This window comes from Psychrobacter aquimaris, assembly GCF_016107525.1.
Taxonomy (GTDB): Bacteria; Pseudomonadota; Gammaproteobacteria; order Pseudomonadales; family Moraxellaceae; genus Psychrobacter; species Psychrobacter aquimaris.
Window position 1 is genome coordinate 103,352 of record NZ_JABASR010000001.1, and the last position, 26,467, is coordinate 129,818.

The following is a 26,467-nucleotide window of genomic DNA, read 5'->3' on the forward strand; positions in this document are numbered from 1 at the left end:
TATTAAACACTATGAGAAGCCTCTATGATTGCTTTTACCGTTAAGTTTTTTCGAGGGGCAGCGATCTTATCAACCGCTGTTATATTATCAGCGTGCGGGCAATCTGACATCAACGCTTCTAATGCTAGCTCATCTACTGCCAATGCCTCTAACGCCAGCAGTGGTGAGGCAAACGCTATACAGATTAAGCAAACAGTAACGCCAGCCAACAATCCAGACCTGCTCAAGAAGGTGTCAGCCACTGTCTATAAAGATGCTAATTGTAGCTGTTGTAAAGAATGGATAGGGCACGCAGAAGATAACGGGTTAACGACGACTACTCATGATGTTGCAGACTTGTCATTATTTAAAGAGCGTTACGGTGTGCCTACTGAGATGCGCTCTTGCCATACCGCGGTTACCAGTGATGGTTATGTCATCGAAGGTCATGTTCCTGCTAAATATGTGGCTGAGTTTTTACAAAACCCACCAAAGCAAGCCATTGGTTTGGTGGTACCGGGTATGGAATATCAAGATAAATTCATGCCATACCAAATTATGCAAATAAACAAGGATGGCACAAACCAAGTATACGCTGAGGTTGAGTTCGCAGAGCAGCAGCTATAAGTTAGGATACGCCCTAATACTTTAGATAGATGTTTTACATTTCAGCTACTTATTGTGGTACTGATCGCGGCATTGATGGAGACTGACTGATGACTCATACAGAGCAAAAACAGATGAACCCTTATATAAAGTTCACCCTTATGATTCTGACGTCTACCGTGGTGATGTATATCATGATGTACTTCAATACTTATGAGTGGGATCATATTTATTTTAGTGAGACCAGAGCTTATATGGCACTATATATGGGCGCAGGCATGGTAGTGATTATGCTCGCCTTTATGACCAACATGTATAAGAAAACTAAGGTCAACTTAATGATTTATGGTCTTAGTGTGCTGATGTTTGCCGTGGGTATATGGGGCGTCAGGTCTCAAGCAACCGTCGATCAAGTGGATTGGATGCAGGCTATGATACCGCATCATTCAATTGCGATCTTAACCAGCTCAAGAGCCGATATAGAAGACCCTAGAGTACAGCAACTTGCTGACGACATCATCGAAGCACAAAAACGTGAAATTAAAGAGATGCAGGCACTGATCGAAGCATTAGAATAAATAGCCTTAAAACACACTACTTTTAGCACATAAATTAAATGATTTTTTCCAATTGGTGGATCTTAACTGATTTGCCAGTTTTTATATGAATCATAACAACCAAACGATCGTAATTAAGGATCTACCATGAAAATGATAAGAAACTCACGTCTTGCCATACTTGCAGTTAGTGTCAGTGCCGTGATGATGCTTGGCGCTTGTCAGCCGACGAATGACGTAACAGATGCTACTGTCAAAGACGCGGCGGCTCCCGTTAATAATGCGACAACAGACACTACCACGGTGAATGCGCATGCAGGTCATGATATGTCAGGCGATGCGATGACTGGCATACATGGAGAGTATAATGACTCTATGACTAAGATGCATGATGAGATGATGGCAGGTATGGCATACAACGATCCCGATGCTGCCTTTGCTCAAGGAATGCTCGGTCACCATATTGGTGCTGTTGATATGGCAGAGATTCAGCTAAAGTATGGTACGGATGCAGAAATGCGTCAGTTGGCACAAGAGATTATTGACGCTCAGAAAGCTGAAATTGAGCAAATGCAGAGTTGGCTTGTCAACAATCCTGATGCTGCTGAGCCAACGTCTGATACTGAAGCCATGCAGACAGCTTACGCTAAGGGTATGGATGCGATGCATAGTGAAATGATGGCAGGTATCGCTGACCCTAACCCCGATATGGCATTTGCTCGCGGTATGTTGCCGCATCATATTGGCGCAGTAGATATGGCAAAAATACAGCTAAAGTATGGCAAAAATGCAGAAATGCGTAAATTGGCACAAAAAATAATTGACGCGCAGCAGCCTGAAATTGAGCAAATGCAAAACTGGATAGCCAAGCACAATAGTTAAATAATGAGTGCTTAAGGATATTGTTTTGAACAGGTATTTGCTTTTTGTAGGTAGATAACAACTATACTACTTATCCATTTATAAAAAGAACAGCCATAAAAAAACCCTCATCAAAGAGATGAGGGTTTTGGCAAATGCCATAATTGAATCAAAGATGATTCAAGAAATTTACTACTAAAATGTGGCTCTCCAACCTGGGCTCGAACCAGGGACACACGGATTAACAGTCCGTTGCTCTACCAACTGAGCTATTGGAGAATAAGCTGCAAGTCTTTAAAACCTTACAACGAGCCTTAGAAGTCTCTAACGAGTTCTTGCTAAGTGGGGCGTATTCTAGCAAAAATAAAAAATACGTCAAGCCTTTTTTGCATAATTATCAAAGATTATTATTTTAATAAGGTTATAAGGTGTTTTGCGAGGTTTTTTGCCAAAAAATCTAGCAATTGCGAGATGAATAAAAAAACGCCACATAGAGGATAGGTGGCGTCTTCGTTTATAATCACATTTTTAAGCACATGTCTAAGCGTAGTAATTTTAAGACAGTGGCTGTTTAGTCTTTATTCAGCAACGTCTAAATCAGCTACCGCTTTTTCGATACGTGATAAGGCATCTTTTAGCGTCGCTTCATCAGTCGCGTAAGAGATGCGCATATAGCCACCGAGACCGAAGGCGTCACCAGGCACCACTGCAACGCCAACTTTCTCTAATAACCATTCTGAAAACTCAGTACATGATGATAGGCCAGCGGCTTTGATGAGTGGTACGATATTTGGATACACATAGAATGCGCCATCAGGACGCAGGCAAGTAATCCCTTTGATCGCGTTCAAACCATCAACAACTAGGTCACAGCGCTTCTCAAAGGCGGCTACCATCGGCTCTAGTACGCTTTGATCGCCACTGATCGCTGCTTCTGCAGCCACTTGGCTGATAGAAGTTGGGCATGAGGTAGATTGTGACTGTACCTTTTTCATCGCCCCAATCAGTTTGGCAGGGCCACCGGCGTAACCAATACGCCAACCAGTCATCGCATAGGCTTTTGACACGCCATTTAAAATAATCGCCCGCTCTTTTAGCTCAGGTGCTGCATTCAAAATATTGTAGAACTTATCACCCGTCCAGCGGATGTGCTCATACATGTCATCTGAAACAACATAGACTTGTGGGTGCTTTTTCAGCACTTCAGCGATGGCTTTTAGCTCGTCCAACGTGTAAATCATACCTGTTGGGTTAGAAGGGCTGTTCAATACCAACATTTTGGTTTTGTCAGTGATGGCATCTTCTAGCTGCTCAGGGGTGATTTTGAAGTCTTGCTCGGCTGGACATTTAACGATGACTGGCACGCCTTCAGCAATGATGACCATGTCAGGATAGCTGACCCAGTAAGGTGCTGGGATGATGACTTCGTCGCCAGGATTGATAAATGCTTGGGCAAGGTTAAAGAATGATTGCTTACCACCGACGGATACTAGGATTTCATTTGGCTCATAGCTAATGTCGTTATCACGTTTGAACTTTTCAATGATGGCTTTTTTGAGCTCTGGCGTACCATCGACAGCGGTGTATTTGGTAAAACCGTCATTAATGGCATCGATTGCTGCTTTTTTGATGTGTTCAGGGGTATCAAAATCAGGTTCACCAGCGCCCAAACCGATAATATCTTTACCAGCTGCTTTTAGCTCTTTGGCTTTATTAGTAATTGCTAGCGTGGGTGATGGTTTAATGTTATTAACACGGTTAGACAGTTGCAACTCGCTCATGAGAGATCCTTTTTATAGTGGAGTGGGATTGATGAAGCGCTATTATTAATTATATAACGTTTTATATGTTATCAGGACACGATGTCAGACAGTTTAAAAAACTGTCGCAACGAAAGTTCATTTTTGAAAATGAATAACGGTCAATAAACATAATCGCTTCTAACAGGATGGATATTTTCATTATAAACACGCTGATTAATCAGCCATTTAATTCAAAGATACTTTTGATTTTTAGTATTGTAGCATGCCGTAATTAGGCTGTCTTATAAGGCTAGTAACATAAAATGACGGACTTATGAGCAATTTCTCCGGTGCGCTAGAACATGCAAGTTCAGTCAGTTAAGAGACGTATTGATTGCGAAACCACAACAATAAACCTATAGCCTTGCGCTATGATTGTTTAGATTTAATAAAAAAAATGGATGATACCTTAATAAAATAAGGTCAATGCTATCAGCTGAAACAAGATAACAGGTAAGTATTTAAGATTTAGATACATGGTGAGTTTTGTACTATCAGCACAAATAAAAGGATATTTACGATGACAGATTCTACTGAAAAATTACATATTCTCATTACTGGGGCGACGTCAGGCATTGGTAAGCAGTTAGCAAAAGACTATCTGCTAGCAGATCATCATGTATATGCAGTCGGCCGTGACGACGAAGCATTGGCTGAACTTCAGGCGTTAGGCGCAGAAACGATTGATTTAGACCTTATGGATCGAGAAAAAGTCATCGAAGCGTTTGAAAAAATCGACAATGTTGATCTAGCGATTTGCGGCGCTGGTATGTGCGAGTACTTAGACATGCCGAACTTTGACAGTAGTGTGTTTATGAAAGTCATGTCGGTAAATATGGGCACATTGTCGCATGCTATCGAAGGGGTGTTGCCAAAATTAATCGCCTCAAAAGGTCGCTTGGTGGGAATTGGTTCAGCCTCTGCTTATGTGCCGTTTGCTCGTGCCGAAGCTTATGGCAGCTCAAAGGCTGCCATCCATTACCTAATGAAAACCTTGCAAATTAGCCTTGCACCGTATGATGTGTCGGTCAGCTTGGTCATACCTGGTTTTGTTGAAACGCCTATGACCAAACAGAATGATTTCCCTATGCCGTTTATCCAGACAACAGCGCAGGCAAGCCAAGCCATCCGCGATGGTATCGCGCGCGGTCACGATGTGATTGAATTTCCCAAAAAGCTCACTTTACCGTTAAAGGCGCTGGGTACGTTGCCAGATTTGGTGTGGCAACAAGTCAGTGAAAAGCTCAATAAAAAGTAATTTATCATTATCAACAAAAATATTATCCACTATAAAAACAGCAAAAATATAGAAGGGAATGCTTTTATGCCGTTTATCCGTTTCAAGCGTGCAAATAACCAAAAAATAGCCAACGACAATACAGTAAAAAATTCAGACTATCAGTCAGCGCAAAAACGTATCGCCATTATCGGCTCGGGGGTGTCTGGCCTGACCTGTGCTCATTATCTGGTGGCACAACATGAAGTAACGGTATTCGAGGCTAATGATTATATCGGTGGGCATGTAAATACCATCGATGTCGCGCTACAAGATGGCAAAAAAGCAAAGAGTAGCAATGTAGAGAGCAGTGCTATAGATACTGGGTTTATCGTCTTTAATGAGCGTACTTATCCCAATTTCTTTCGTCTACTTCATGAGTTGCAAGTGCCGTTTCAGTCGACTGACATGAGCTTTTCAGTAAAGAATACAGCGCGACATTTTGAATATAATGGTCACACGCTCAATACTTTATTGTCGCAGCGTAAGAATGTCCTCAATCCAAAGTTTTGGCGATTCATCAAAGATATTTTTCAGTTCAATAAGCATATCAAGCAGCTACGCCAAGACTACGAAATGGCACGTGCTCAAGGGCAAGATGTCAGCATTTTTACTGAGCAAACCCTAGGTGACTATCTCACACAGCAGAAGTACGGTCAGCTGTTTACCGATAACTATCTACTGCCAATGGTCTCAGCCATTTGGTCAACCAGTCTGGATGAAGTGCAAGATTTCCCATTGGTGTTTTTTGCGCAGTTCTTTGACAATCATGGTTTGCTCGATGTGGTCAATCGTCCGCAATGGTTTACGATCAAAGGTGGCTCAAAACAATACGTTAATAAATTGATTCCGCGATTTATCAAAGCGGGCGGTAAGGTGAGAGTCAACAGCCCAGTACAGTCTGTGGTTCGTGATGGCGATCAGGTATTATTGACGGTTCAAAATAAAGGTAGTGCTGATAACACTATCGAGAATCTTGTATTCGATGAAGTTGTTTTTGCTTGTCATGCAGATACTGCGTTAAAGATTCTAAAAGATGCGAGTACTGATGAGTCTGAGGTACTGAGTCACTTCCGCTTTACCAAAAATACAGCTGTACTGCATACCGATATCAGTGTGCTGCCGAACAAGCCATTGGCATGGGCCAGCTGGAATTATCTGATAGATGAGAATCTCTCAAATAAAACTGCGCGACAATCATCCGCTGAAAACAATACTGAAAAATCGCAAATATCAACAAAACCAGTGCTGACTTATCATATGAATATCCTACAACGCTTGACCAAAAAGCACAATTACTTGGTTACGCTTAATCCAGCAACTGTTAATAAAAGTGTTGATGACAAGCAAGTCATTAAGCGCATCGATTATAGCCATCCAGTGTTTGATTTAGCGATGATAGAGGCGCAAAGTAAATGGTCAAGTATCTCTAGTAACGGCTTGCACACGCATTTTTGCGGGGCCTATTGGTTTAATGGTTTTCATGAAGATGGCGTGCGCAGTGGTCTACGTGTCTGTCAGGCGCTTGGTCTTGATATTGATATAAAAGATGAGGTTGACCGAGCTCATTTACCTGATGCTGATAGCGCACATACGCCGTTTCGTTATAAAGACCTGCCGGTAAAGGCGGATACCAAATTGCGCGCACTTAATAAGCGTGAGGTTGTCACGGCGGCTACCAATCAGGAGTTGGTTGAGTATGCTGAGCGCTTACAGAGTGCCGTTGCTGGTGATACCAACCAACATAAAAAACGCAGTTTATTTGGTCGCCGTAAAGTGCAGTGATTTTGAGAGTGAGATCAACGAACACTATTGAAGAGAATGCTATGTCTATTGAAACCGACACGCCTAATAAGCTGTTACCCCATCAGTTATTTCATGGGACGACTTGGCACAGTCGGTTACTGCCAAGTGTACATAAATTTGCGTACCCATATCGTTATTGGGGCATCAATATCAGCGCATTGGCTATAGGACAGGAACTGCCGGAAGTAAGCATAGGTATTGGTGGCAAAAATAAGATTGTAAGAAGGCTGCTTTCAAAAGGGCGACTGACCAAAGGATTGCCATTATTTTCCGCAAAGAAAAAAGCCTTGCAGCAGTTTTGTCCTGATGATTATTTACAGGGGCTACCTTTACAAGAATCAAATAGCCTAAGTAATTGCTCAGTTAGTGATAATCATGATAATTATCGTTCAAATCCTATTCAAGCACTTAATCATCGCTTAAGCCAAGCGTTTATTGAGCAAGCGGGTAGTGCACCAACAGGCGATATTATTGGTATGCTCGTTTGCCGTAATGCGGGTATTTATTTTAGCCCAGTCAATTTTTACTTAGGTTTTGATGAGCAGCAGATGCCTTCCCACTTATTGGCTGAAGTCTCTAATACACCATGGGATAAGCGTCATTATTATGGGTTTGCACTCAATGGCGTGGATACTGAATTTTGTCATGATAAAGATTTTCATGTATCACCTTTTAACCCGATCGATCAGCTATATCGTTGGCAGGTTAAGGTAAAGCAACAGCCAGATAATTGCTTGCAAGTTCGTATTGCTATTGATATCAGCGATGAGCGCGGTGAGGTATTAAAAACTGGTATAAAAATGGCTGGCGTTCCAATGACCGCCACAACGATTCAAAATAGTCTACGAAAAAATCCGCTAATGAATCTGACTTCTGTAACCCGTATTTATTGGAATGCTTTCAAGCTTTATGCGATTAAAAAAGTGCCTTATATTCATTATGATGAAAAGCTAGCCGATAGCCAACAGAACAAAGCACCGACTCCAAAAGAGATTCTTTGATTATTGAAGGGCTAAAGAACAGTTAAAGATATTTATCAGCTTAACGCTCAAGCATAGAGCATTTAAACAAGGACGAATATACGATGTCAGCACGACCAACCGACCGAGCACCCGTTTCGACATTAGGGAAATTGACCACACAGATGAGTAAGGTCGTTAATGAGAGCGCCATTTTTCAGCCCGTCAGTGCGGGAATGAATCAGTTGGCAAGAAAACTTATCTTTCGCGCATTAGCGCATATACAGTTTGGTAGCCTGACTATAGTCGAAGCATTCAGCGCACAAGCACCTAATACCGTTAGCTTTGGTAAAGTGTCCGATACTGTCGCGAGCAGTTCGGCAGTTGGTCGCCATTCACTACACGTCACCTTGATGATTCACGACCCTGCTGTCTATCGGCAGCTGTTGCTTGGCGGATCTATTGCGCTAGCGGACAGTTATATTAATGGTGAGTGGGATACGAACGATTTGACAGGATTGATTCGGTTGGCAGCACGTAACTTGGCGGTGTTGAATAAATTAGAAAGTCGCTTTGCAGGCGTGAGTAAGGCCTTTGAAAAGGCGAAACATCGGCTACGTAGTAATGATAAGTCTGGCGCCAAGTCCAATATTTTAGCGCATTATGACTTGGGCAATGATATGTATCAGCGGTTTTTGGACGATACGATGATGTATTCAGCAGCAGTATATCGTACGCCTGATGTATCACTGAGCGCAGCGCAGCAGCATAAACTGGCGCTCATTTGCCAGCGATTACAATTGACGCCTGATGATCATGTGATAGAAATTGGCACAGGATGGGGCGGTTTTGCTATTTATGCCGCCACACATTATGGCTGTCACATAACGACGACGACCATCTCTGACGCCCAGTACGATGAAGCACAGCGCCGAGTCAAAGCGGCAGGGCTGTCTGATAAAATTACACTGCTGAAGCAAGATTACCGTGAGCTGACGGGGCAGTACGACAAGCTAGTCAGCATCGAGATGATTGAAGCCGTTGGACACGAGTACTTGCCGACGTTTTTTGCCAAATGTAATAGCTTGCTCAAACCCACAGGGCTGATGGTGCTGCAAGCGATTACTTTTAATGATCAAAACTACCAAGATTATGTTAATTCAGTCGATTTTATCCAGACGCACATTTTCCCCGGTGGTTGTTTACTCTCTAATCAAGAGCTAAACAATCAGTTTACTGAACAAACCGACATGGTCATCAAGCAATTACATGATTACGGTTTCGACTATGCCCATACCTTGCGTGATTGGCGTGCCGCGTTTATGGCGCAGCGTAAAGAAATTAAAGGGCTTGGTTATGATGATGCTTTTATTCGCCTATGGGAGTTTTACTTTTGCTACTGCGAAGGTGGATTTTTAGAGCGTACTATCGGCGTGGTACAGTTGACCGCAGTGAAGCCAGATAATATTGATGTGATGCATTTTTCCGATTTGTCTTCTCATGATACTCTCACCGATGAGCAAAGCAGCCGCCTGATTCACGATATTATGAATTCTGATGAGAGCAGTAATGCCAATAGTCATAGCCAAGATACTTCCAAACAAAATACAGTGTTTTAATAAGTGGTGTCTTAACAAGCTGTGTCTTAACAAGCGACGACGGAAACAAGCTGGAATTAAAAAATGCTAATTAAAAGGATGTGATTATGGGTTATGTATTTGTATATTTGGCTGCTGTGATTATATTTTTGGGTATTGACGCAGTTTGGCTTAAGACCATGACTGGCTTATTTTATGAAAAACGTATCGGGCATCTGCTTGCCGATGAGCCAAACATGATTGCTGCTGGCGTGTTCTATATGTTTTATCTACTGGCTCTCTGTATCTTGATTTTATATCCACAAATCAAAGCAGGTGCTTCGATTGGTCATATCTTCTTGCTTGGCGGCTTGATAGGGCTGATGGCTTATGGTACTTATGACTTTACCAGTTTAGCGTTGTACAAAGGTTTTACACTGGACACAGCGCTGGTCGATTTTGCTTGGGGCGGCATCTTGACAGGTTCAGTGAGCGCCATTGTCGCTTGGCTTGCTTATCGCTTTCATTGGCTGAGTTAAAGTTAAATAGTTTAAGGTTTACATAACCTAGACCATTCAATGACAGAGGGCCGTTTGTGCTCTCTTGTGAGCTGCTGTATAAATGATACCTATTATAAATAAGTGTTAAACCATTCAAGGATTTTTATGCCGCAATACAATACCAGCTCGACTGCCAAAAAAGCCCCGTTAAATCATGAGTTATATATGTCGATACTCATGACGCCTGATATGGCGAATTTTATTGGCAATGTGCATGGTGGAGATTTGCTTAAGATGCTTGATCAAGTCGCTTATGCTTGTGCCAGTCGCTATAGTGGTAATTATGTGGTGACGCTGTCTGTTGACCAAGTGATGTTTCGTGAACCTATATATGTTGGCGAATTGGTCACCTTTGCGGCAAGTGTCAACTATGTAGGGAATACTTCGATGGAGATTGGCATTCGCGTCGAGGCAGAAGACGTTCGCGCCCGTACGGTACGCCATACCAACAGCTGCTATTTTACGATGGTGGCTATCGATGATAATGGCAAACCCACACCTGCGCCGCCACTTGAGATCAAAAATCCTATGCAGCAGTGTCGTGCTGATGCCGCTCTAGAGCGTAAAAATCTGCGTCTAGAAAGCTCACATCGTCCAAGCTGCGATATAACAAATATGGTTGGGGAACTGGCTAATCCTCATGATCGTTAAGATAAGTAGACCATGTGTAGTAAGTTAAAAGGCTTTCAACATATGGTCTATTTGTCTGATTGAATATATAAATATCTGCGTTCAAAAAGCCTATATCGAGACCATTATGAGCTTAAAATCATCGGAAACCGAGTCACATAATTCTATTTCTCATCAGTCAGCGCCGCGTAATAGTCGTGCTCGGGGTACTGGCACGCTCATTAACGCTGCCACTGCTGATGGTAATTCTCGTTCTGGATTAGACAGTGCTTCTCAGTCAGCAACCAATAAAGACAAGCAACATTCCGCTTCATTGGTAACGGTATTAATTGCCGTTGGTGCCAACCTCATCATTGCGATTGCTAAAACGGTTGCAGCATTTATGACGGGTTCTGCTTCTATGATCGCAGAGTCAGCGCATTCGTGGGCAGATGCAGGTAACGGCACCTTATTAATTGTCGCCGAGAAAAAGGCGATCAAACCTGCTGATGAAAGCCATCCGCTCGGCTATGGTAAGGAAGCTTATGTCTGGTCGATGATTGCTGCTTTTGGTGTCTTTATGGCAGGTTCGATTGTCTCCATTTATACCGGTATCACTGAGTGGAATGCTGCGGAAAGTGAGACCAACTATACCATCGGCTTTATTATATTGGCCGTCGCGTTTGTGCTCGAAGGGTTTTCATTAGGGCAAGCTTACTTACAAAGCAAAAAGCATGGTGAAGCGATTAATGTCAGCGCTATTGGCTATGTGGTCGATACGTCAAATCCTACTTTACGTGGTGTATTCTTTGAGGATTTAGCGGCTGTGATTGGCTTGGTTGTCGCTGCTACTGCTATGGGTATGCATGCTTATACGGGACAGCCGTTTTGGGATGCGTTAGGTTCTATCGTTGTCGGAATATTATTGGGTGCGGTAGCTATATTTTTAATTAGCCGTAATCGTGACTTTTTGGTCGGTTATAAAGTATCAGAGAGAATACATGACTATGCGTTGAGCGAGTTACTTAATCATCCAGATATCGATAGTGTTTCGTATTTACATTTGGAGTGGGTAGGACCAAAAAAAATATTTATGGTGGCAGCAGTCGATATCGCTGGCAATCAAAAAGAAAAAGAGATTGCCCAAAAATTTGAAACTATCGAAAGTCAGTTCCGTGCCAACCCTCTATTTCAGGAAGCTATCCTGACTTTATCTGTACCCAATGCTGAAACTTTGAGCGTACCCAATAGTCATAATCAAGATGCATGATAAAAAGAAAACAATGTGAAACTAAATCTTCGGTCTGCCATAGAAAGTAACATGGGGCGTTTAATTAGGGTTCGCTCATAGTGCTGGGTCAATATGCCAAGATAATGATCAATGGTATAGGCGATGCCACTGATAAGCAGACATTGGCGCAAGCTTATATTAAGGCGGCAAAAACTTACTATACGCAAGCGGAAGTTGATGCTCAAATTGATTTTCATCATATGGAAACGGGTCAAAGTATTCTCGCAAAACAGCCACAGATTATAGCAGCCTTTTTAAAGCAATCTTTGCCTGACGATACTAGTGATACAGAAGCACAACTGGTGAGCTTTTACCGCAGATGCAGAAAATAATCCAAGGTATTTTTTAACTGATAACTGATAACTGATAACTGATAACTGATAACTGATAACCTAGCTATTTTACAACCAGTTTCTGAGCGCCAATCTTAAAGTTAGTCCATAAAAAAAGGTCACTATAAAAGTGACCTTTTTGCTGATAGAGACTATTTCAGTGGTATAGCTAATTTAGGTATAAAGTTGTTATTTTTTTGGCGCATTGGCACCGATAAACCAAGCGTCTTTATCAACGATACGGCTTATTTCCGTTAATAAGTCGGCAGTATCTTCATCACCAGCATCGCCAGCCGTGTTAATCGCTTCACGCAATGATGCCGCAATGGTTTTATAACGATTGGTAAGCTCACGAACATGCTGATCGACTTCAGTGATGTCAGTAGGGTAAGTCTCTAAAATAGAGTCCTCAACGACGCGTTTAGAGATACCATTGGCTTTACCGCCAAGGATAACAATACGCTCAGCGACCGTATCATAAGCTTCAGTTAAGCGCTCATAAGTGTCATCTAATAACTGATGGACACCGATAAAGCCAGTACCTTGCAGGTTCCAATGACATTGCTTACTGTCCATACTTAAATCAATAAGATTTGCTAAATTTGCATTTAATAGCTCTACCATTTTTTTGGCAGTTTCGTCTGATATTCCACTTGCGTAACGTTCTCTCATGTTTTACTCCGCTATGTGTATTATTTTAATGAAAATTTCATTTGTTGTTATTGGTATCTTGCTGATGTACTACTTGTTGATTCGTTATAAATAATAGCAGCTTAAATGAAGGTTGGAACCCTCAAGCGTTAGGCTTTATTAGGTGGTCGTGTAATGAGTTTGTTAATCATGAAAAGCTTTGTAAATTTAGCAGATATTGTGTGCGTTTTTTATAACGACGGTATTATTTATTCGTTAGAAATAGGGTGTGTGACGTCATGTCTAGGTGCTGGTGTTTCAGGAGAAGAGGGTAAGATAAACCCCCTAATTACCTTTAAAAACCCTAGCTTAGACCCCACATTGTTATAAACCTTCAGAAGAAGAAAGCCATTATGCGAATGCCTGAACCGCGCTCGTCGCGTCAGTTAAATCAATTGGCCACTCAGCTACAGGGCGAAGCTGAAATTAGTGGTGTCAACGCGTCTGGGACGCAAATATCAAGTCGTGCTTTTGAGATGGTCACCGATTTTGATCCAGCAGGGGATCAACCCCAAGCAATCGAGAAGTTGGTCAACGGTATCAACTCTGGTATGGATGAACAGTTACTGCTGGGTGTGACGGGTTCGGGTAAGACGTATACCATGGCAAAGGTCATCTCTGAGACTCAACGTCCAACCATTATCATGGCGCATAACAAGACGCTTGCTGCGCAGTTATATGGTGAATTTAAGTCGTTTTTCCCTAATAATGCGGTTGAGTATTTCGTCAGTTATTATGATTATTATCAGCCGGAAGCGTATGTCGCTGCCAGTGATACCTTTATCGAAAAAGACAGCGCTATTAATGATCATATTGATCAGATGCGTCTGTCAGCGACGCGTGCACTCCTTGAGCGCCGTGATGCGATTATTGTCGCTTCAGTATCGTGTATTTATGGTCTGGGTGATCCAGAAAGCTATCTAAAAATGCTGCTGCACGTCGTCGTTGGTGACAAAATCGATCGTACTGCTACCATTAAACGTCTCGTTGAAATGCAATATACGCGTAACGAACTGGACTTTGGACGCGGTACGTATCGTTTGCGTGGCGAGCTACTCGATATTTATCCTGCTGAATCTGAGCAGCTGGCGGTACGCGTGCATTTGTTTGACAATGAAGTAGAGAAAATCACTTGGTTTGATCCATTGACGGGTAAGACGGTACGTAGCGTGCCACGTATTACCATTTATCCAAAGTCGCACTATGTGACGCCGCGTAATAAGTTAGAAGCTGCCAGTCATACCATTCGAGCTGAGCTTGAGCCGCGTCTGGAGTATTTCCGCGACAATAATAAATTGGTTGAAGCGCAGCGTCTTAAAGAGCGCACCCAGTATGACCTTGAGATGATTCAGCAGCTCGGCTACTGCAACGGTATTGAAAACTATTCGCAGCATCTCTCCGGTCGTCCGTCAGGGGAAGCACCGCCGACCTTATTTGATTATATTCCAGAAGATGCATTGCTATTCCTCGATGAATCGCATGTCACTGTTTCGCAAATCGGTGCGATGTATAAAGGCGATAGATCACGTAAAGAAAATTTGGTCAATTATGGCTTTCGTTTGCCAAGTGCGATGAATAACCGTCCGATGAAGTTTGAAGAGTGGGAGCGCATCAAGCCTAAGACCATATATGTGAGTGCCACGCCTGCATTGTATGAGCTTGAGCATAGTGAGCAAGTCGTTGAGCAAGTCGTCCGTCCAACTGGGCTGATTGATCCTGAGATTGAAATTCGTCCTGTATTGACGCAGGTTGATGATGTGTTATCAGAGATTACTAAGCGCCGAGAAAAAGATGAGCGGGTGCTGATTACCACCTTGACTAAGCGTATGTCAGAGGATTTGACCAGTTATCTAAAAGAATACGATGTCAAAGTTGCTTATTTGCATTCGGACATTGATACCGTTGAGCGTATGCAAATCATTCATGAGTTGCGGACTGGTGTGCATGATGTGCTGGTTGGCATCAACTTATTGCGTGAAGGCTTAGATATGCCTGAAGTGTCATTGGTCGCGATATTTGATGCCGATAAAGAGGGGTTTTTGCGTTCTGAGCGTGCGCTTATTCAGACCATTGGTCGTGCGGCGCGTCATATCAATGGTAAGGCTATCCTTTATGCTGATCGCATTACCAACAGTATGCAAAAAGCGATAGACGAGACCGACCGTCGCCGTGAAAAACAAGTGGCATTTAACCTTGAGCATAACATCACCCCAAAAGGGGCACGTCGTAGTATCACCGATAAAATCGATACGGGTGACGATCAGAATGCCAATGACAATCAAGTGATTCCTATCAAGAGCAATCTGCCTGATGTTGATATCAGCATCTTACGCAGTCCTGATTTGCTGGCCAAAGAAATCAATCGTCTTGAAAAGCTTATGAAGCAGATGTCACGTGATTTGAAGTTTGAAGATGCGGCAAAAACGCGAGATAAAGTGCTAGAGTTAAAGGCGCATTTGATTTAGATGGTAAGGTTTAGAATATAAAAACAGTAGGGCGGGTTAACAGATAGTTAGCTCGCCTTATTTTTGGATTATAAAAAGGAGAATAAAAATTGGATACTAAAAGAATATTTGTACTGGGTAATGGCTTTGATTTAGCCCATTATCTGCCAAAAAAATATGAACATTTTATGAGTGCTATGAAGTCGATTGAAGAGAGCAAAGAAGATACGACAATTAGTTTTAATGAGCTGTTTAAAGACTATTTAACAGAAATCAGTTTGAAGGATAAAGGTAACCCATTTATAAAAACTAAGGAAATGTATAAAACTGACGAATTAAGATTATCTAGCGATAAAATAAAAGTTTTTAAGGAAAAGCTAGAAGGGAATGGTTGGTTTCAGCATTTTAAGCATCATTTGACCGATGTAGATACGTGGATCGATTTTGAGAACGAAATCGAAAGTTTACTGGTGAAAATATGTGATTTATTTGAAATGAGTTTCGATGAAAAAACAATTGGTTACTTCTCAGATAGATTTCAAATACCTCTTCCTAATACGAATAAAAGTCGTAATTTGACTATAAAACATACAGATGTACTATGTGGCAATTATCGCCAAGTCAATCTAATATTTTTTGATAATTTTAAATTACAAAAGATGTTTGTCCAGAATACGCTAAGTAATTTTCAGCTCATATCTAATATGTATTATAAAGCTGAAGATATACATAATCCGAACGGTTTTGGTGCAAGTAGTATTCAATATAGTGAAATTCTTGAAGAAGAGTTTGAAGAGCTTCAAGAACGCGATTCATCATATGGAAGAAGGGTTGCTAAAAGATCGTTTAAAAATATTGTAGATACAAAATTTTTAAAAAAATATTCAGGTAATTATTTAGAGTTTGAAGGCAATAGAGTATTAAGACAAATTTTGAGCCATTTAGATGGCTTCAATGACGTTTTTAAAATGTATATTAAGCTAGTAGTAAATGAGCTTGAGCCAGTAAGTGAGTTCATAAGATTTGGCGACTTGAATGAAAGTCTACAAGCAATATTTACTTTCAATTACTCTAACTCATTTGAACGTTTGTACTCTGATGTCAAATTATTGAGTATTGACAAGGTTCAATATGTTCATGGCAGCACTAACAGTCCTAAGATTGTATTAGGCATAAGCGATTTGGAGGATGAACGCCTTAAAAAATATAAAGTATATGGGTTTGTTAAAACTCATCAAAAGTTAATTAATGATACTGACTACCAATTCCTTGACCATGAAGATCTAAATGTTAAACGTGTATTAGGTCAATCTCTAAGTGATGTGCCTTATGAAGTTATCTTTTGGGGTCATTCTTTAGCTGATTCAGATGCAGAGTATATCAAAGCTGTGTTTGAGATGAATGCTGATGAAAACTTACCCAATGTGAAATTAAGAGTTTGGTGTTTCCAAAATGATCCTCATGAACCGTTAGCTAACTTAATTCACATTATTTCTAAGGAAGTTGTAGAGCGTTGGATGAAGAAAGGCTGGCTAGTATTTGAAGCTGCACCTGATATTTATGCAGAGAATAAAAAGGCTGAATGATCATAGCTTGAAAGCATTTTTTAGTAACTTACGCCTTATATTTCATAGCAGTATAGGTGATGACAAGTCACAGTCTCTTGTGTTGAATTGAGCTAATATTAGGATTAAAAGGAAGGGCTTCATAGGTGTAAATTAATAACTAATAATTGGTTGTATCAAAACTTGTGTTTATACCAAATGCCCCTTAATATGATATCAATGAGCAATATGAACTTATAACAACGGACGTTGAGGCACATAATCCATCATGCAAAATAACAAATTCTTAGAATTAAATGCGAATGAAAACTCACTAGGCATGGCAGATTCTGCCAAACAAGCCATTATAGAATCTTTAGGTGAGGGCTTTCGTTATCCAGATAATCCACGCGCGGCGCTCATTAGCAAAATCGCCACCATCCATGGTGTGGCAGAAAACCAAATATCATTAGGTAATGGCTCGACTGAAAATATTCGAGCTACCTTACAAATGTTGCAAAATAAAGCATTAAAAGAGGGCAGACAGTTTCAAATGGTGATTCCTGTACCAACGTTTGATTGTGCAGAGATGTATGCAAATTCCATTGGCGTGCCTGTAGTCAAGATACCATTAACCGCTGAAAACTATGATTATGATTTTGATGAACTACAAAAAGCAGCTGACGATTTTGATGGCATTAGCCTACTTTATATTTGCAATCCAAACAACCCAACTGGCATTATTACGTCAACGTCGAAGCTTAAAACTTGGATAAGTAGTGCACCAGATAACCATTACTTCTTGTTAGATCAAGCTTACTTGGAGTACGTGTCAGATCCGAGCTTTGAGAGTGGGATTGAGTGGGTGAAACAAGGGTTGTCAGATAACCTTATTGTTATCCATACTTTTTCAAAGTTATGTGCCTTAGCCGGTATGCGAGTGGGCTACGCGATTTCTAACCCGCAAGCTATTGAGACTGTCGAAGCATTTATGTCTATGGATAATACCAACTTGTCAGGTGCGGTTGCTGCTATTGCGACGTTAAATGATGCCAAGTTTTTAGCGCTAAGTTTGCGCAATACCAATCAGTCGCGCCAGATGATTGAAACAGTATTAGACGATCTTGGCCTGCGTTACTTACCATCACAGACCAACTTTATTTTTCATGAAATAAAAGGAGATTTAAAGGCTTATATCGATAGAATGCGCGACCATGGCGTCAAGGTCGGTCGCGAGTTTCCACCTGTTACAGGCTTCAACCGTTTAACGCTTGGCACGCCTGAGGAGATGGAAGTATTTATCAAAGTGCTAAAAAAATTTCGTGAAAAAGGCTGGGTTTGATTAAGCCAGATAGAATAGTTTCATAATCAGAAAAAGGGAGTAGCCTAGTGTACAGACTCCCTTTTTTATTGAAATAGGATAGGAGAGCCACAGCTAACGTCCCATTTTTACCAACCTTAAACGCAGTTTTACATATCGCACCTTAAAAAATATCACGTCATATTATAGTATGAGTTAGTAAAGCACAGGCTACTAACTAAAAGGCGGGTTATATGCTGGTCAGTGGCTGTAAAATTAGATGTGCTAAAGTATATTATAATTTTAAGGTCAGGGATATATCCATGTTTGATATCAAATCGTTCTTTAAAAGAGAAGTAGAAAAAAAGCTCATCAATGTAGACGACTATATTTTTATGCCTGAGCGAGTAGATATGGAACTGGAAGGCGGATCATTAAACTGTGTACTCAATAGCGATGGTCGAGTGGATATTTTTTATAGTAAGCAAGGCGTGACAGAGGTCAGCTCAGCAACGCGTAAGCATCCATTTACGGCATTCGAAACCGAGCTATATCATGGTGTTTATGATGATGTTATTAATGACTTGGTCAAAGAAGTAGATAAGATTATTGACGGCTCTTCTAAGTATTTTAGTCGCAGTAAAATACGGCCTTTTACAGCCACTTTGTCACAGAATCCAGTTGACAAAAACAAGTTCTAAACTAAGGTGATGAGCTGAGTGGATGGTACAAAAACTCGGCAATAAAAAGGGTGCGTTATCTATAACGCACCCTTTTTATTATCTTATATTGAGGTGTTTATATCACATCTTATTTGACCAAACTGGTATAGCAGCTTTGTAGAGATTTTGCGACGACTTTTGTGACCAGCTGTGTGCGATATTGCGAATCTATGGCAGCATTGCCCAATTCAACGAGCGTCACTTGCTGCGGCGCTTGCTCACTGACGCAGCCACAAACATTACTTTTTACAGATTCTTGTTGTGTATCGGTCATCGCCACGCTCGCCACACGCCAAGCAGTTTGCTTTTCAATCTGACTGCGGCATTGATTATCAATCGCTGACTTAAAGACATTCATGCCAATCTCATTGGCAGTGCCGATAGCAGTGCCTGCATTATTATTCATGCCACCAGTCGTTGTGCATCCAGCTAGGGCAAAGGTAGCGAGCATAGCCGTTGACATTAAGATTTTTTTCATGAGTCTGGTCCTTTAAGATTTTTATTGGTTTTAAAGTGTCTGTTTGATAAAAATTGGCATTCAGTAGGAGTTGATGTTTGCTAGTCGAAAGGTATTCTCTCCAAGCAGGTCGTATATTATCAGCAAAATCCGTGCATGACATCATTAACCACTATTAGCGCAGAATGAAGCCATTTTTTATAAAAGCTTGACTGTATCAATCTAGCCACGCATAAGGGTGATAATACGCATAGGCTTTATAACCGATATAGCCAGTAATCATCAACAAACCACCGACGATAAATAACCAAGTGGTGAGGTGTTTCCACGAAAAATTTTCAAAACTATCATTAAGCGCCGCAGAAATACTGGCGATGAAAAGCATGATGCAACCCAACAGCAGCATGAGTGTTGACGTGATTTCATAACCATCCACTCTAAAGTTCGGCATACCATAACCCAAGAATAAAATTCATCTTACTTTAACGAGTTTTATAAATAGGTTAGATGGATTGTTCATGAAGTATTGCTGTATTTGGGTCGGATGTTTGTCGTTTTCTACGCTTGATACTATTCCTTGAAAGAATATTCTGCGCAAGGCAGCAAAGCCAAACCCATATATGCGTAGCTAAGTATGAAAAAAACCAGCTAAGGCAATGGCTCTTAGCTGGTTTTATTTTATAAAGCTATTGTCTATTTTTTAACCGTTTTAGACATTTTTACCGTGTTGCTTTTGCTGAATATTTTTTGCGAGCTTGTAGCACTCATTGATGTGGTCATTGGCGATTTTTTTGAAAATCATATAACCCATTGTAGCGGCAACCATTTGACCACCTAGTGGAATAAATTTTGTCACTTGCTTAGCAGCGATACGACCACCGAAGCCTTGTACCGTCTTTTTAACAATACCACGGGTCGCCATCAACCCTGCAAAATCAATAGTACGATCTTTCAAAGCACCCCAATGAATGGCTCGTGATTCTAGATCAACAGCTGCCTTACGGTCTTCAAGTAAGCCAAAGCGCTCGCTAATCTCAGGTAATAGCTGGGTAAGCATACCTGCATCTACGGCGACATCAAAAAATGGCACAGGAACAATGGCGACGCCAGCAGAATATTTGGCACGTTTTTTGACCAGTTTTTGACATTCTTTTTTTACTTTTTCAAGGTCTAAGCTAGGGTCAATGGTATCTGGTAGTTTTTCAGCCAGTGGGGTAGTCTTCATAAAACATCCTTATAAATAATTAAAATAAAAAATTAGATTAAAAAGTCTCAATAGATAGCAAGTATCTCAGTTGTTTACTATTTTATGGATTTCTAAGCGGCATACAATCATTGCTTTGTAGCAAAATGCAGAAAATTGCGGTCACTATGCACCGTTTTTGTAAATAAAGGGTCAGGGTGTATTGAACATTCACAAATAGAGCATGAGTCATTTGCTCTACGCGGGTAATAAAGTATGGTTTATCACAATGTAATGCAATAAAGAATGATAAACCAAGCCGCTTAAAATTGTCGTTGTGACCCTCTGCTAAAGCCAGTAGAATACGCATATGCTAAATTTAACCCCCCGTTATACCAGCACTCGCATCGACGAGTTGCCCACCGCGCTGCAACCACTTGCCGCCCAATCATTGACGCTTGCTCGCCTATACGCAGGTCGCGGCATTACCCAGCCTGATGAGCTAGAGACGCAACTCTCTGCTCTACTGCCAGCCGAAATGCTACATGGTGTTACAGAGGCAGTGCGTCTATTAGATGTCGCTATTGATAAGGGTCAGCGCATCCTTATCGTGGGCGATTTTGACTGTGATGGTGCGACCAGTACCGCATTGATGATGCGGGCGCTCACAAAAATGGGTGCAGTCGTTGACTTTTTAGTACCCGACCGCTTTAAATACGGCTATGGTTTGACATCAGAAATTGTCGAATTGGGTATTGAGAAGTATCATCCCGAGGTGATAGTGACCGTCGATAACGGTATCTCAAGCCATGAAGGCGTGGCACGTGCGCAAGCCGATGGCGTCACCGTGATTATTACTGATCATCATTTGACGACTAAAGAAACACCGCCTGCGGAAGCTGTGGTTAATCCCAATCAGCTCGATTGTCACTTTAGCAGTAAAGCGTTAGTGGGCGTGGGCGTGGCATTTTATGTGCTCGGACGCTTAGCCAAGCTGCGCCGCGAAGCTGGTAAATCTACCGTGCAAGTCAGTCAATATTTGGATTTGGTGGCATTAGGAACGATTGCCGATGTTGGTGTGCTTGATAAGAACAATCGCATTTTAGTGCATCATGGACTGGCGGCTATCCGGCAAGGACGCTGCTCGCTCGGTATCTTGGCACTCCTTGAACAAGCAGGGCGCGATCCTAAGCAGTTGCAGGCGCAGGATTTTGGTTTTGTCTTAGGACCTCGTATCAATGCCGCCGGTCGTATGGACAATATGAGCATCGGTATTGAGTGTCTGTTGACGGATGACTGGAGTACGGCACAGCGTTTGGCGCAAGAGCTTGAGCAGTTAAACCGGACACGTCGACAGGTAGAAGGTGAGATGCGTGCGCAAGCGGATAGCATCGTGCAGACATTAGCCACTGCTGATACAGACATGGATGATGAGGCTACGGTGGATGACCACGAAAGCGGCGATGTCATTGTTCAAATTAGATCTGAGAAAAAAACGGTTAATAAGCATAAACGCAGTATCGTTTTATACCAAGATGATTGGCATCAAGGGGTCATCGGCATCGTCGCTGGACGGTTAAAAGAGAGTCATTACTTGCCAAGTATTGTCTTTGCGCCATCAGATACAGAGCGTACGGGTGACAATGATGCTATTAAAGGGTCAGCACGGTCTATCGCTGGCGTGCACATTCGTGATGCGATTGAACAGGTGGCTGAGCGCTATCCTGATTTAATCAGTCATTTTGGTGGTCATGCGATGGCAGCTGGTTTGACCCTTAAACGCCATAATTTTGAGGCATTTGTAACAGCTTTTAATGACATCATGACACAGATGGATGATGAGGTGTTTGCAGAGCAGAAATTCACTGATGGGCCTTTGCAGGCGAGTGACTTTAGCTTATGGTTCGCGGAACACTTAGCAGATGCCAGTATTTGGGGTCATGGCTTTGCACCACCAATATTTGATGGGGTCTTTGAGGTATTAAACTTTAAGATATTAAAAGACAAGCACCTTAAACTTTCGCTGCGTTACCCTGATGTGCAGTATCCGATTGAAGCAATTTATTTTAACTTCGATAGCGAGGAATGGGATTATCGCGCGGAAAAAGTGCATGTACTATTTCAGCTAGACATCAACGAGTGGAATGGCAAACAAAGCTTGCAGTTGATGGTAAAAGATTTAGCAGTCGTACAGGCATAATGGCATTATCTTATTATAGGATGCTCAATAAGTAGCAAATATGGCGTCGACTTTGTTTAAGGTTGGCGCTTTTTTAGTACTTCCATTCGATGGCTGGAAACTGCCAGTCATAATGAATGGCGAGCATGCGTAAGGTAAAAATAGTAGTCATGGTAGAGATGTCAGCAATCCAGTCAGTCACGCCTAGATTGTGCAAAGCAAAGTAGAGAATACCGCCCGTTAAAGCGGCAGTGATATAAATTTCTTGTTGCAATACCAAGGGAATCTCATTGCAGATCATATCGCGGATGATACCGCCGACAATAATTGTAATCACTCCAAGTAATAAGGCCACGGGTACATTTGTACCCATACTATCGGCAACTTTGATACCGATTAAGGTAAAAGCGGATAGTCCTATGGTATCTGATAGCTTGAGGAACTTATCGACTCGCCTAGAGTTAGGGTGAAAGAATATTTGCATTACTAGTGACGAGATGGTGATAAGGGTCAGGTAGCTCATATCCACCATCCAAAAAAGCGGATGACGGTCCAAGATCACATCGCGGACAGTCCCGCCGCCGATAGCGGTGACGATTGATACCAGCAAACAGCCAAAAACGTCAAAGTTTTTATGTTTTGCCAGTATTGTGCCTGAAATACTACAAGCCACAATACCAATCATATCAAAAAGATAAATGAGTGAGCGCGGGTCAAAAGTTGTGATCAGTGCTGCAGGGTCCAATGCGATAGCCAACATGAGCAAGTCTCACTAATTTCCAATAATGATCAATCAATATGATAGTAATATAGCCATTAAGATATTTAATTATCTTAAATCTACTCTAAGCGACTAAGCGAATAGAGGGCAGGTGCCAATCAAACTTAAGCGCCAGCATACGTACGGCAAAGATAATAATCAACATGATAAACTCATTGATGCCAGCGTTGACGCCAAAATGCTGCAAAATTAAATACGTCACAGAACCTGCAATACTAGCAGTAATATAAATCTCACGCTGTAGTACCAGTGGTATCTCATTACAAATAATATCACGTAGCATACCACCGATAATGGCCGTCCAGACCCCCATCATAATAGCGATGACAGGCGATACATCTTGAGTCAACGCCACCTTAAAACCAATCACGCTAAAAGCTGCCAACCCAATAGCATCAAAAAGCTTCAGCGCATTATCAATTTTATGATACAGATGAAAAAATATTTGCAAAATAAGCGATGTCACTGTGATGATGATCACATAATTGAGGTCCGTCATCCAAAATAGTGGATGACGGTCGAGTACCATATCACGTAGCGTACCGCCGCCGATGGCATTGACCATGGATACCAAGATGCAGCCCGCAATATCGAAGCCTTTGTGCTGGGCAAGCAATGTGCCTGCGATCGCACAAGCAATCACACCAACCATATCTAATAAATATAATAAAATATCAGGAAAAATTAAATCATTAACCATGATTATATTACCAATATAGTGGCCATAAAAAGAGTGGCTGGGCTAGTTTTTAAGTTGTTTATATTAATAATTTCACTAGGAATTGATATGATTTTAGGTGGCAGTTTAGCCATCTTTTGCAAATAGGATAAGTCCTATTATGATCAGGCCAATACCTATCAAGCCCATCGCTGATGGTAAGGTATTGTTTAGCAATAACATACCACCAATCAATGCAAATATCACTTCACTGGCTTGCGTTGCGTCAACACCAGCAACTTCGCTTGACGTTTCCGCTTTTTCTCGGGCATATAAAAAGATAGTGGTTGCTGCGACGCCTGCTAATAAAGCCACAAGTAATGTATTGAATACCTGCTTAGTGTCTGGCAAATCAGGACGAACGACAAGACCTAAAACCAACCAAAATGGCAAACTACCCAAGGTCATTAACCATACTTTGTTGAAAGCATTTTGCAGTAAAGTAGTTTTGATAGTAGGTATACGTGCGATTAAGTTTTGCAGGAAAGAGGTAGGCAAGGTTTGAGTAGGGTGGTTGATGTCCAAGGTATCGATCATGTCTACCGTATGACTCATATCGGCTGACAATGTAGGTGCTTCTGTGATAAGTGAGGGTGTCTGTTTACTAATTTCGTTGGTTTGGACATCACTTTTTTGAGTGCTAATAGTCTCGGCACTACGTTTACGAGTGTTGTAAGATACCTGCCAAACCAGTTGGTTACCAATGGGGTAGCTAAAGGCTGCCACTAGCGCAGGCAAGGCGCCATAAAGCAGCATATCTTTCATAGGCACTGCATCAGCATTTAGTAAAGAAGCTGCATGCAGTCCTTCACTAATATTAACCAGTACCACTCCGACAAATACTAATAACGCATAAGCAATGAATTTTTTATCAAAACGTTGTCCGAACGCTAGTAACACGAGTAAGCTTGCGACCACCGTAAACATAAAGGTCGCCGCAACTACCCAGCCTGCGACATGGTCGGCTGCGTAGCAGATCCCTGTATAAAAAACGCCAAAACCTATACTACCCGTAATACACCAAAAGCCCCAATGTTGCCAAAAGACAGTCATCAGCTCTTTAATACGGCCAAAACCATGCTGCATAATTATAATGGCTGTGAGTATTAACCACATAAATGCATAGCGAAGGCTAGCTGACCAAAACCAATGCCCACCAGCAGCACTCATAACTTCGTTTAAGACAAATGTCGAGCTGAAAAATGCACCCGCCAATAAGCCCAATAAAATGAGTTTGACCATACCTACATTCCTATCCTTGGCTCGCTATTTATGATGAATATCCATTCAAATTATTGGATTGTTATTTGCCTTTGGCATCTGCCCAAATGATTTTATGCAGTTGCAATTGGAAGCGTACGGGCAGGGCGTCAGCCAAAATCCATTCTGCAAGTTCGCGCGCTAATACAGGTACATCGGGGCTGACCTCTTCGTCTATATCCTCTGAGACATTAAACATCGGTGAAAACCAAACCGTATCGACCAATTCATTCAATTTATGCTCAGACAGCTTGATTTTTGCCCAGTCGTAATCTTCACGATTCATAATGACAAATTTAATTTGGTCATGCTGGGTGAGGTAGTCGAGATTTGACCATAGGTTTTTATCGACTTCGCCTGAGCTTGGCGTTTTGAGATCCATGACTTTACTGACCGCTTTCGGCACGTTTGCTACCGTGAGCGCGCCTGCGGTTTCAAGCGATATTTCATAACCGTCATTCAGTAAGCGCTTCATCAGTTCGATGGCGTTTGGCTGTGCTAAAGGCTCGCCGCCAGTCAGACAAATGCGCTTGCAAGGATAGCTTTTGATGGTCTCTATAATAGTTTCTAGTGATTGACGCTCGCCGCCAGTAAAGGCGTATTCAGTATCGCAATAGACACAGCGAAGTGGACAGCCGGTCAAGCGTACAAATATCGTCGGTAAGCCTGAGGTCAGTGCTTCACCTTGCAAAGAATAAAAAATTTCTGTCAAACGTAGACCCGCTTCAGGGTCAGTGACAGGAATGGCGGCGGTGCGTAATAGTGATTCACTCATAATATGTCAAATACAGTTAAAGATTGATAATGGGATTAGGCACTTAGCAATCGTAATAAAAAAGGCAGGTGGTTGTGTGGATGGTTTTGTGTTTGCATAAAGCCAAACCAAAAAAATGGATTATAACGCAACAGCCTATATTAAGCTGCAAAAAAGATGCTGGAGTCATCCTCCAGCATCTTCATTTAAAACAATTTCA

The 26,467-nt window shown here is 41.7% G+C and carries 25 protein-coding genes and 1 tRNA gene; 16 read left to right on the plus strand and 10 right to left on the minus strand.

The window, feature by feature from the left end:
- Nucleotides 1–24: 24 nt before the first annotated feature.
- From JFC10_RS00480 to copM, 3 genes are all read left to right on the plus strand, one after another.
- The gene (locus JFC10_RS00480) at nucleotides 25–606 is read left to right on the plus strand and encodes a DUF411 domain-containing protein (RefSeq protein WP_198331188.1); all 582 of its coding nucleotides are present in this window, start codon (nucleotides 25–27) and stop codon (nucleotides 604–606) included.
- An 89-nt stretch (nucleotides 607–695) separates the two neighbouring features.
- Nucleotides 696–1,163: a DUF305 domain-containing protein gene (locus JFC10_RS00485; protein ID WP_227685905.1), complete on the plus strand. Its 468-nt coding sequence runs from the start codon at nucleotides 696–698 to the stop codon at nucleotides 1,161–1,163.
- Nucleotides 1,164–1,289: 126 nt separating this feature from the next.
- Entirely contained in the window at nucleotides 1,290–2,024 is a 735-nt protein-coding gene (gene copM, locus JFC10_RS00490; RefSeq protein WP_227685903.1) for a CopM family metallochaperone, read from the plus strand.
- Nucleotides 2,025–2,206: 182 nt separating this feature from the next.
- On the opposite strand, the gene JFC10_RS00495 is transcribed toward copM, so the two are convergent.
- Nucleotides 2,207–2,282: transfer RNA gene (locus JFC10_RS00495), tRNA-Asn, on the minus strand.
- 299 nt (nucleotides 2,283–2,581) lie between these two features.
- Nucleotides 2,582–3,784 carry a pyridoxal phosphate-dependent aminotransferase gene (locus tag JFC10_RS00500; protein WP_198331189.1) on the minus strand — a complete coding sequence of 401 codons (1,203 nt, stop codon included), beginning with the start codon at nucleotides 3,782–3,784 and terminating at the stop codon, nucleotides 2,582–2,584.
- A gap of 541 nt (nucleotides 3,785–4,325) precedes the next feature.
- On the opposite strand from JFC10_RS00500, the gene JFC10_RS00505 reads away from it, so the two are divergent.
- The 8 genes from JFC10_RS00505 to JFC10_RS00540 all read left to right on the plus strand — a co-directional run bounded on the left by JFC10_RS00505 (nucleotide 4,326) and on the right by JFC10_RS00540 (nucleotide 12,215).
- Entirely contained in the window at nucleotides 4,326–5,063 is a 738-nt protein-coding gene (locus tag JFC10_RS00505) for an SDR family NAD(P)-dependent oxidoreductase (RefSeq protein ID WP_198331190.1), read from the plus strand.
- A gap of 66 nt (nucleotides 5,064–5,129) precedes the next feature.
- The gene (locus tag JFC10_RS00510; protein WP_198331191.1) at nucleotides 5,130–6,866 is read left to right on the plus strand and encodes an NAD(P)/FAD-dependent oxidoreductase; all 1,737 of its coding nucleotides are present in this window, start codon (nucleotides 5,130–5,132) and stop codon (nucleotides 6,864–6,866) included.
- A 41-nt stretch (nucleotides 6,867–6,907) separates the two neighbouring features.
- The gene (locus JFC10_RS00515; RefSeq protein WP_198331192.1) at nucleotides 6,908–7,888 is read left to right on the plus strand and encodes a DUF1365 domain-containing protein; all 981 of its coding nucleotides are present in this window, start codon (nucleotides 6,908–6,910) and stop codon (nucleotides 7,886–7,888) included.
- Between the two features lie 83 nt (nucleotides 7,889–7,971).
- Nucleotides 7,972–9,465 (plus strand): SAM-dependent methyltransferase, encoded by a 1,494-nt coding sequence (locus tag JFC10_RS00520; protein WP_198331193.1) that lies wholly within the window; start codon nucleotides 7,972–7,974, stop codon nucleotides 9,463–9,465.
- A gap of 86 nt (nucleotides 9,466–9,551) precedes the next feature.
- Entirely contained in the window at nucleotides 9,552–9,962 is a 411-nt protein-coding gene (locus tag JFC10_RS00525; protein ID WP_198331194.1) for a DUF2177 family protein, read from the plus strand.
- A 126-nt stretch (nucleotides 9,963–10,088) separates the two neighbouring features.
- Nucleotides 10,089–10,634: an acyl-CoA thioesterase gene (locus tag JFC10_RS00530; protein WP_198331195.1), complete on the plus strand. Its 546-nt coding sequence runs from the start codon at nucleotides 10,089–10,091 to the stop codon at nucleotides 10,632–10,634.
- A gap of 106 nt (nucleotides 10,635–10,740) precedes the next feature.
- The gene (locus JFC10_RS00535) at nucleotides 10,741–11,862 is read left to right on the plus strand and encodes a cation diffusion facilitator family transporter (RefSeq protein ID WP_198331196.1); all 1,122 of its coding nucleotides are present in this window, start codon (nucleotides 10,741–10,743) and stop codon (nucleotides 11,860–11,862) included.
- A gap of 104 nt (nucleotides 11,863–11,966) precedes the next feature.
- Nucleotides 11,967–12,215 (plus strand): DUF2059 domain-containing protein, encoded by a 249-nt coding sequence (locus JFC10_RS00540; RefSeq protein WP_227685902.1) that lies wholly within the window; start codon nucleotides 11,967–11,969, stop codon nucleotides 12,213–12,215.
- A 189-nt stretch (nucleotides 12,216–12,404) separates the two neighbouring features.
- Here the strand turns inward: JFC10_RS00540 and dps are convergent, their stop codons facing one another.
- Entirely contained in the window at nucleotides 12,405–12,887 is a 483-nt protein-coding gene (gene dps, locus JFC10_RS00545) for a DNA starvation/stationary phase protection protein Dps (protein ID WP_198331197.1), read from the minus strand.
- 371 nt (nucleotides 12,888–13,258) lie between these two features.
- On the opposite strand from dps, the gene uvrB reads away from it, so the two are divergent.
- The 4 genes from uvrB to JFC10_RS00565 all read left to right on the plus strand — a co-directional run bounded on the left by uvrB (nucleotide 13,259) and on the right by JFC10_RS00565 (nucleotide 18,894).
- The gene (uvrB, locus tag JFC10_RS00550; RefSeq protein ID WP_198331198.1) at nucleotides 13,259–15,370 is read left to right on the plus strand and encodes an excinuclease ABC subunit UvrB; all 2,112 of its coding nucleotides are present in this window, start codon (nucleotides 13,259–13,261) and stop codon (nucleotides 15,368–15,370) included.
- Between the two features lie 89 nt (nucleotides 15,371–15,459).
- On the plus strand, nucleotides 15,460–16,935 hold the full coding sequence (locus JFC10_RS00555; RefSeq protein ID WP_198331199.1) for an AbiH family protein: 1,476 nt from the start codon (nucleotides 15,460–15,462) through the stop codon (nucleotides 16,933–16,935).
- 247 nt (nucleotides 16,936–17,182) lie between these two features.
- Nucleotides 17,183–18,235, plus strand: coding sequence for a pyridoxal phosphate-dependent aminotransferase (locus tag JFC10_RS00560; RefSeq protein WP_198331200.1), 1,053 nt, complete (start codon nucleotides 17,183–17,185; stop codon nucleotides 18,233–18,235).
- Nucleotides 18,236–18,516: 281 nt separating this feature from the next.
- A complete protein-coding gene (locus JFC10_RS00565; RefSeq protein WP_198331201.1) occupies nucleotides 18,517–18,894 on the plus strand; it encodes a hypothetical protein in 378 nt (125 codons plus the stop codon).
- A 109-nt stretch (nucleotides 18,895–19,003) separates the two neighbouring features.
- Here JFC10_RS00565 and JFC10_RS00570 read toward each other — a convergent pair whose 3' ends face one another.
- The 3 genes from JFC10_RS00570 to JFC10_RS00580 form a co-directional block, all read right to left on the minus strand.
- Nucleotides 19,004–19,393 (minus strand): hypothetical protein, encoded by a 390-nt coding sequence (locus JFC10_RS00570; RefSeq protein ID WP_198331202.1) that lies wholly within the window; start codon nucleotides 19,391–19,393, stop codon nucleotides 19,004–19,006.
- Between the two features lie 196 nt (nucleotides 19,394–19,589).
- Nucleotides 19,590–19,823 carry a hypothetical protein gene (locus JFC10_RS00575; RefSeq protein WP_198331203.1) on the minus strand — a complete coding sequence of 78 codons (234 nt, stop codon included), beginning with the start codon at nucleotides 19,821–19,823 and terminating at the stop codon, nucleotides 19,590–19,592.
- Between the two features lie 258 nt (nucleotides 19,824–20,081).
- A complete protein-coding gene (locus JFC10_RS00580) occupies nucleotides 20,082–20,597 on the minus strand; it encodes a hypothetical protein (protein WP_193010999.1) in 516 nt (171 codons plus the stop codon).
- Between the two features lie 328 nt (nucleotides 20,598–20,925).
- Here JFC10_RS00580 and recJ point away from each other — a divergent pair, with 328 nt between their 5' ends.
- Nucleotides 20,926–22,755 (plus strand): single-stranded-DNA-specific exonuclease RecJ, encoded by a 1,830-nt coding sequence (gene recJ, locus JFC10_RS00585; RefSeq protein ID WP_198331204.1) that lies wholly within the window; start codon nucleotides 20,926–20,928, stop codon nucleotides 22,753–22,755.
- 73 nt (nucleotides 22,756–22,828) lie between these two features.
- Here recJ and JFC10_RS00590 read toward each other — a convergent pair whose 3' ends face one another.
- From JFC10_RS00590 to queE, 4 genes are all read right to left on the minus strand, one after another.
- Nucleotides 22,829–23,494 (minus strand): trimeric intracellular cation channel family protein, encoded by a 666-nt coding sequence (locus JFC10_RS00590; protein ID WP_198331205.1) that lies wholly within the window; start codon nucleotides 23,492–23,494, stop codon nucleotides 22,829–22,831.
- 85 nt (nucleotides 23,495–23,579) lie between these two features.
- Nucleotides 23,580–24,215, minus strand: a complete 636-nt coding sequence (locus tag JFC10_RS00595; RefSeq protein WP_198331206.1) for a trimeric intracellular cation channel family protein — start codon at nucleotides 24,213–24,215, stop codon at nucleotides 23,580–23,582.
- Between the two features lie 105 nt (nucleotides 24,216–24,320).
- Nucleotides 24,321–25,475 carry a multidrug resistance efflux transporter family protein gene (locus JFC10_RS00600; protein ID WP_198331207.1) on the minus strand — a complete coding sequence of 385 codons (1,155 nt, stop codon included), beginning with the start codon at nucleotides 25,473–25,475 and terminating at the stop codon, nucleotides 24,321–24,323.
- A gap of 61 nt (nucleotides 25,476–25,536) precedes the next feature.
- Complete coding sequence (queE, locus tag JFC10_RS00605; protein WP_198331208.1) at nucleotides 25,537–26,268, minus strand: 7-carboxy-7-deazaguanine synthase QueE; 732 nt, start codon at nucleotides 26,266–26,268, stop codon at nucleotides 25,537–25,539.
- Nucleotides 26,269–26,467: the final 199 nt, after the last annotated feature.

What these genes read in the sequence shown, in the direction of transcription:
- JFC10_RS00480 (WP_198331188.1), top strand. Translation starts at nt 25, where the DNA reads ATGATTGCTTTTACCGTTAAGTTTTTTCGAGGGGCAGCGATCTTATCA.
- JFC10_RS00485 (WP_227685905.1), top strand. Translation starts at nt 696, where the DNA reads ATGACTCATACAGAGCAAAAACAGATGAACCCTTATATAAAGTTCACC.
- copM (WP_227685903.1), top strand. Translation starts at nt 1,290, where the DNA reads ATGAAAATGATAAGAAACTCACGTCTTGCCATACTTGCAGTTAGTGTC.
- JFC10_RS00500 (WP_198331189.1), bottom strand. Translation starts at nt 3,784, where the DNA reads ATGAGCGAGTTGCAACTGTCTAACCGTGTTAATAACATTAAACCATCA.
- JFC10_RS00505 (WP_198331190.1), top strand. Translation starts at nt 4,326, where the DNA reads ATGACAGATTCTACTGAAAAATTACATATTCTCATTACTGGGGCGACG.
- JFC10_RS00510 (WP_198331191.1), top strand. Translation starts at nt 5,130, where the DNA reads ATGCCGTTTATCCGTTTCAAGCGTGCAAATAACCAAAAAATAGCCAAC.
- JFC10_RS00515 (WP_198331192.1), top strand. Translation starts at nt 6,908, where the DNA reads ATGTCTATTGAAACCGACACGCCTAATAAGCTGTTACCCCATCAGTTA.
- JFC10_RS00520 (WP_198331193.1), top strand. Translation starts at nt 7,972, where the DNA reads ATGTCAGCACGACCAACCGACCGAGCACCCGTTTCGACATTAGGGAAA.
- JFC10_RS00525 (WP_198331194.1), top strand. Translation starts at nt 9,552, where the DNA reads ATGGGTTATGTATTTGTATATTTGGCTGCTGTGATTATATTTTTGGGT.
- JFC10_RS00530 (WP_198331195.1), top strand. Translation starts at nt 10,089, where the DNA reads ATGCCGCAATACAATACCAGCTCGACTGCCAAAAAAGCCCCGTTAAAT.
- JFC10_RS00535 (WP_198331196.1), top strand. Translation starts at nt 10,741, where the DNA reads ATGAGCTTAAAATCATCGGAAACCGAGTCACATAATTCTATTTCTCAT.
- JFC10_RS00540 (WP_227685902.1), top strand. Translation starts at nt 11,967, where the DNA reads ATGATCAATGGTATAGGCGATGCCACTGATAAGCAGACATTGGCGCAA.
- dps (WP_198331197.1), bottom strand. Translation starts at nt 12,887, where the DNA reads ATGAGAGAACGTTACGCAAGTGGAATATCAGACGAAACTGCCAAAAAA.
- uvrB (WP_198331198.1), top strand. Translation starts at nt 13,259, where the DNA reads ATGCGAATGCCTGAACCGCGCTCGTCGCGTCAGTTAAATCAATTGGCC.
- JFC10_RS00560 (WP_198331200.1), top strand. Translation starts at nt 17,183, where the DNA reads ATGCAAAATAACAAATTCTTAGAATTAAATGCGAATGAAAACTCACTA.
- JFC10_RS00565 (WP_198331201.1), top strand. Translation starts at nt 18,517, where the DNA reads ATGTTTGATATCAAATCGTTCTTTAAAAGAGAAGTAGAAAAAAAGCTC.
- JFC10_RS00570 (WP_198331202.1), bottom strand. Translation starts at nt 19,393, where the DNA reads ATGAAAAAAATCTTAATGTCAACGGCTATGCTCGCTACCTTTGCCCTA.
- JFC10_RS00575 (WP_198331203.1), bottom strand. Translation starts at nt 19,823, where the DNA reads ATGCCGAACTTTAGAGTGGATGGTTATGAAATCACGTCAACACTCATG.
- JFC10_RS00580 (WP_193010999.1), bottom strand. Translation starts at nt 20,597, where the DNA reads ATGAAGACTACCCCACTGGCTGAAAAACTACCAGATACCATTGACCCT.
- recJ (WP_198331204.1), top strand. Translation starts at nt 20,926, where the DNA reads ATGCTAAATTTAACCCCCCGTTATACCAGCACTCGCATCGACGAGTTG.
- JFC10_RS00590 (WP_198331205.1), bottom strand. Translation starts at nt 23,494, where the DNA reads ATGTTGGCTATCGCATTGGACCCTGCAGCACTGATCACAACTTTTGAC.
- JFC10_RS00595 (WP_198331206.1), bottom strand. Translation starts at nt 24,215, where the DNA reads ATGGTTAATGATTTAATTTTTCCTGATATTTTATTATATTTATTAGAT.
- JFC10_RS00600 (WP_198331207.1), bottom strand. Translation starts at nt 25,475, where the DNA reads ATGGTCAAACTCATTTTATTGGGCTTATTGGCGGGTGCATTTTTCAGC.
- queE (WP_198331208.1), bottom strand. Translation starts at nt 26,268, where the DNA reads ATGAGTGAATCACTATTACGCACCGCCGCCATTCCTGTCACTGACCCT.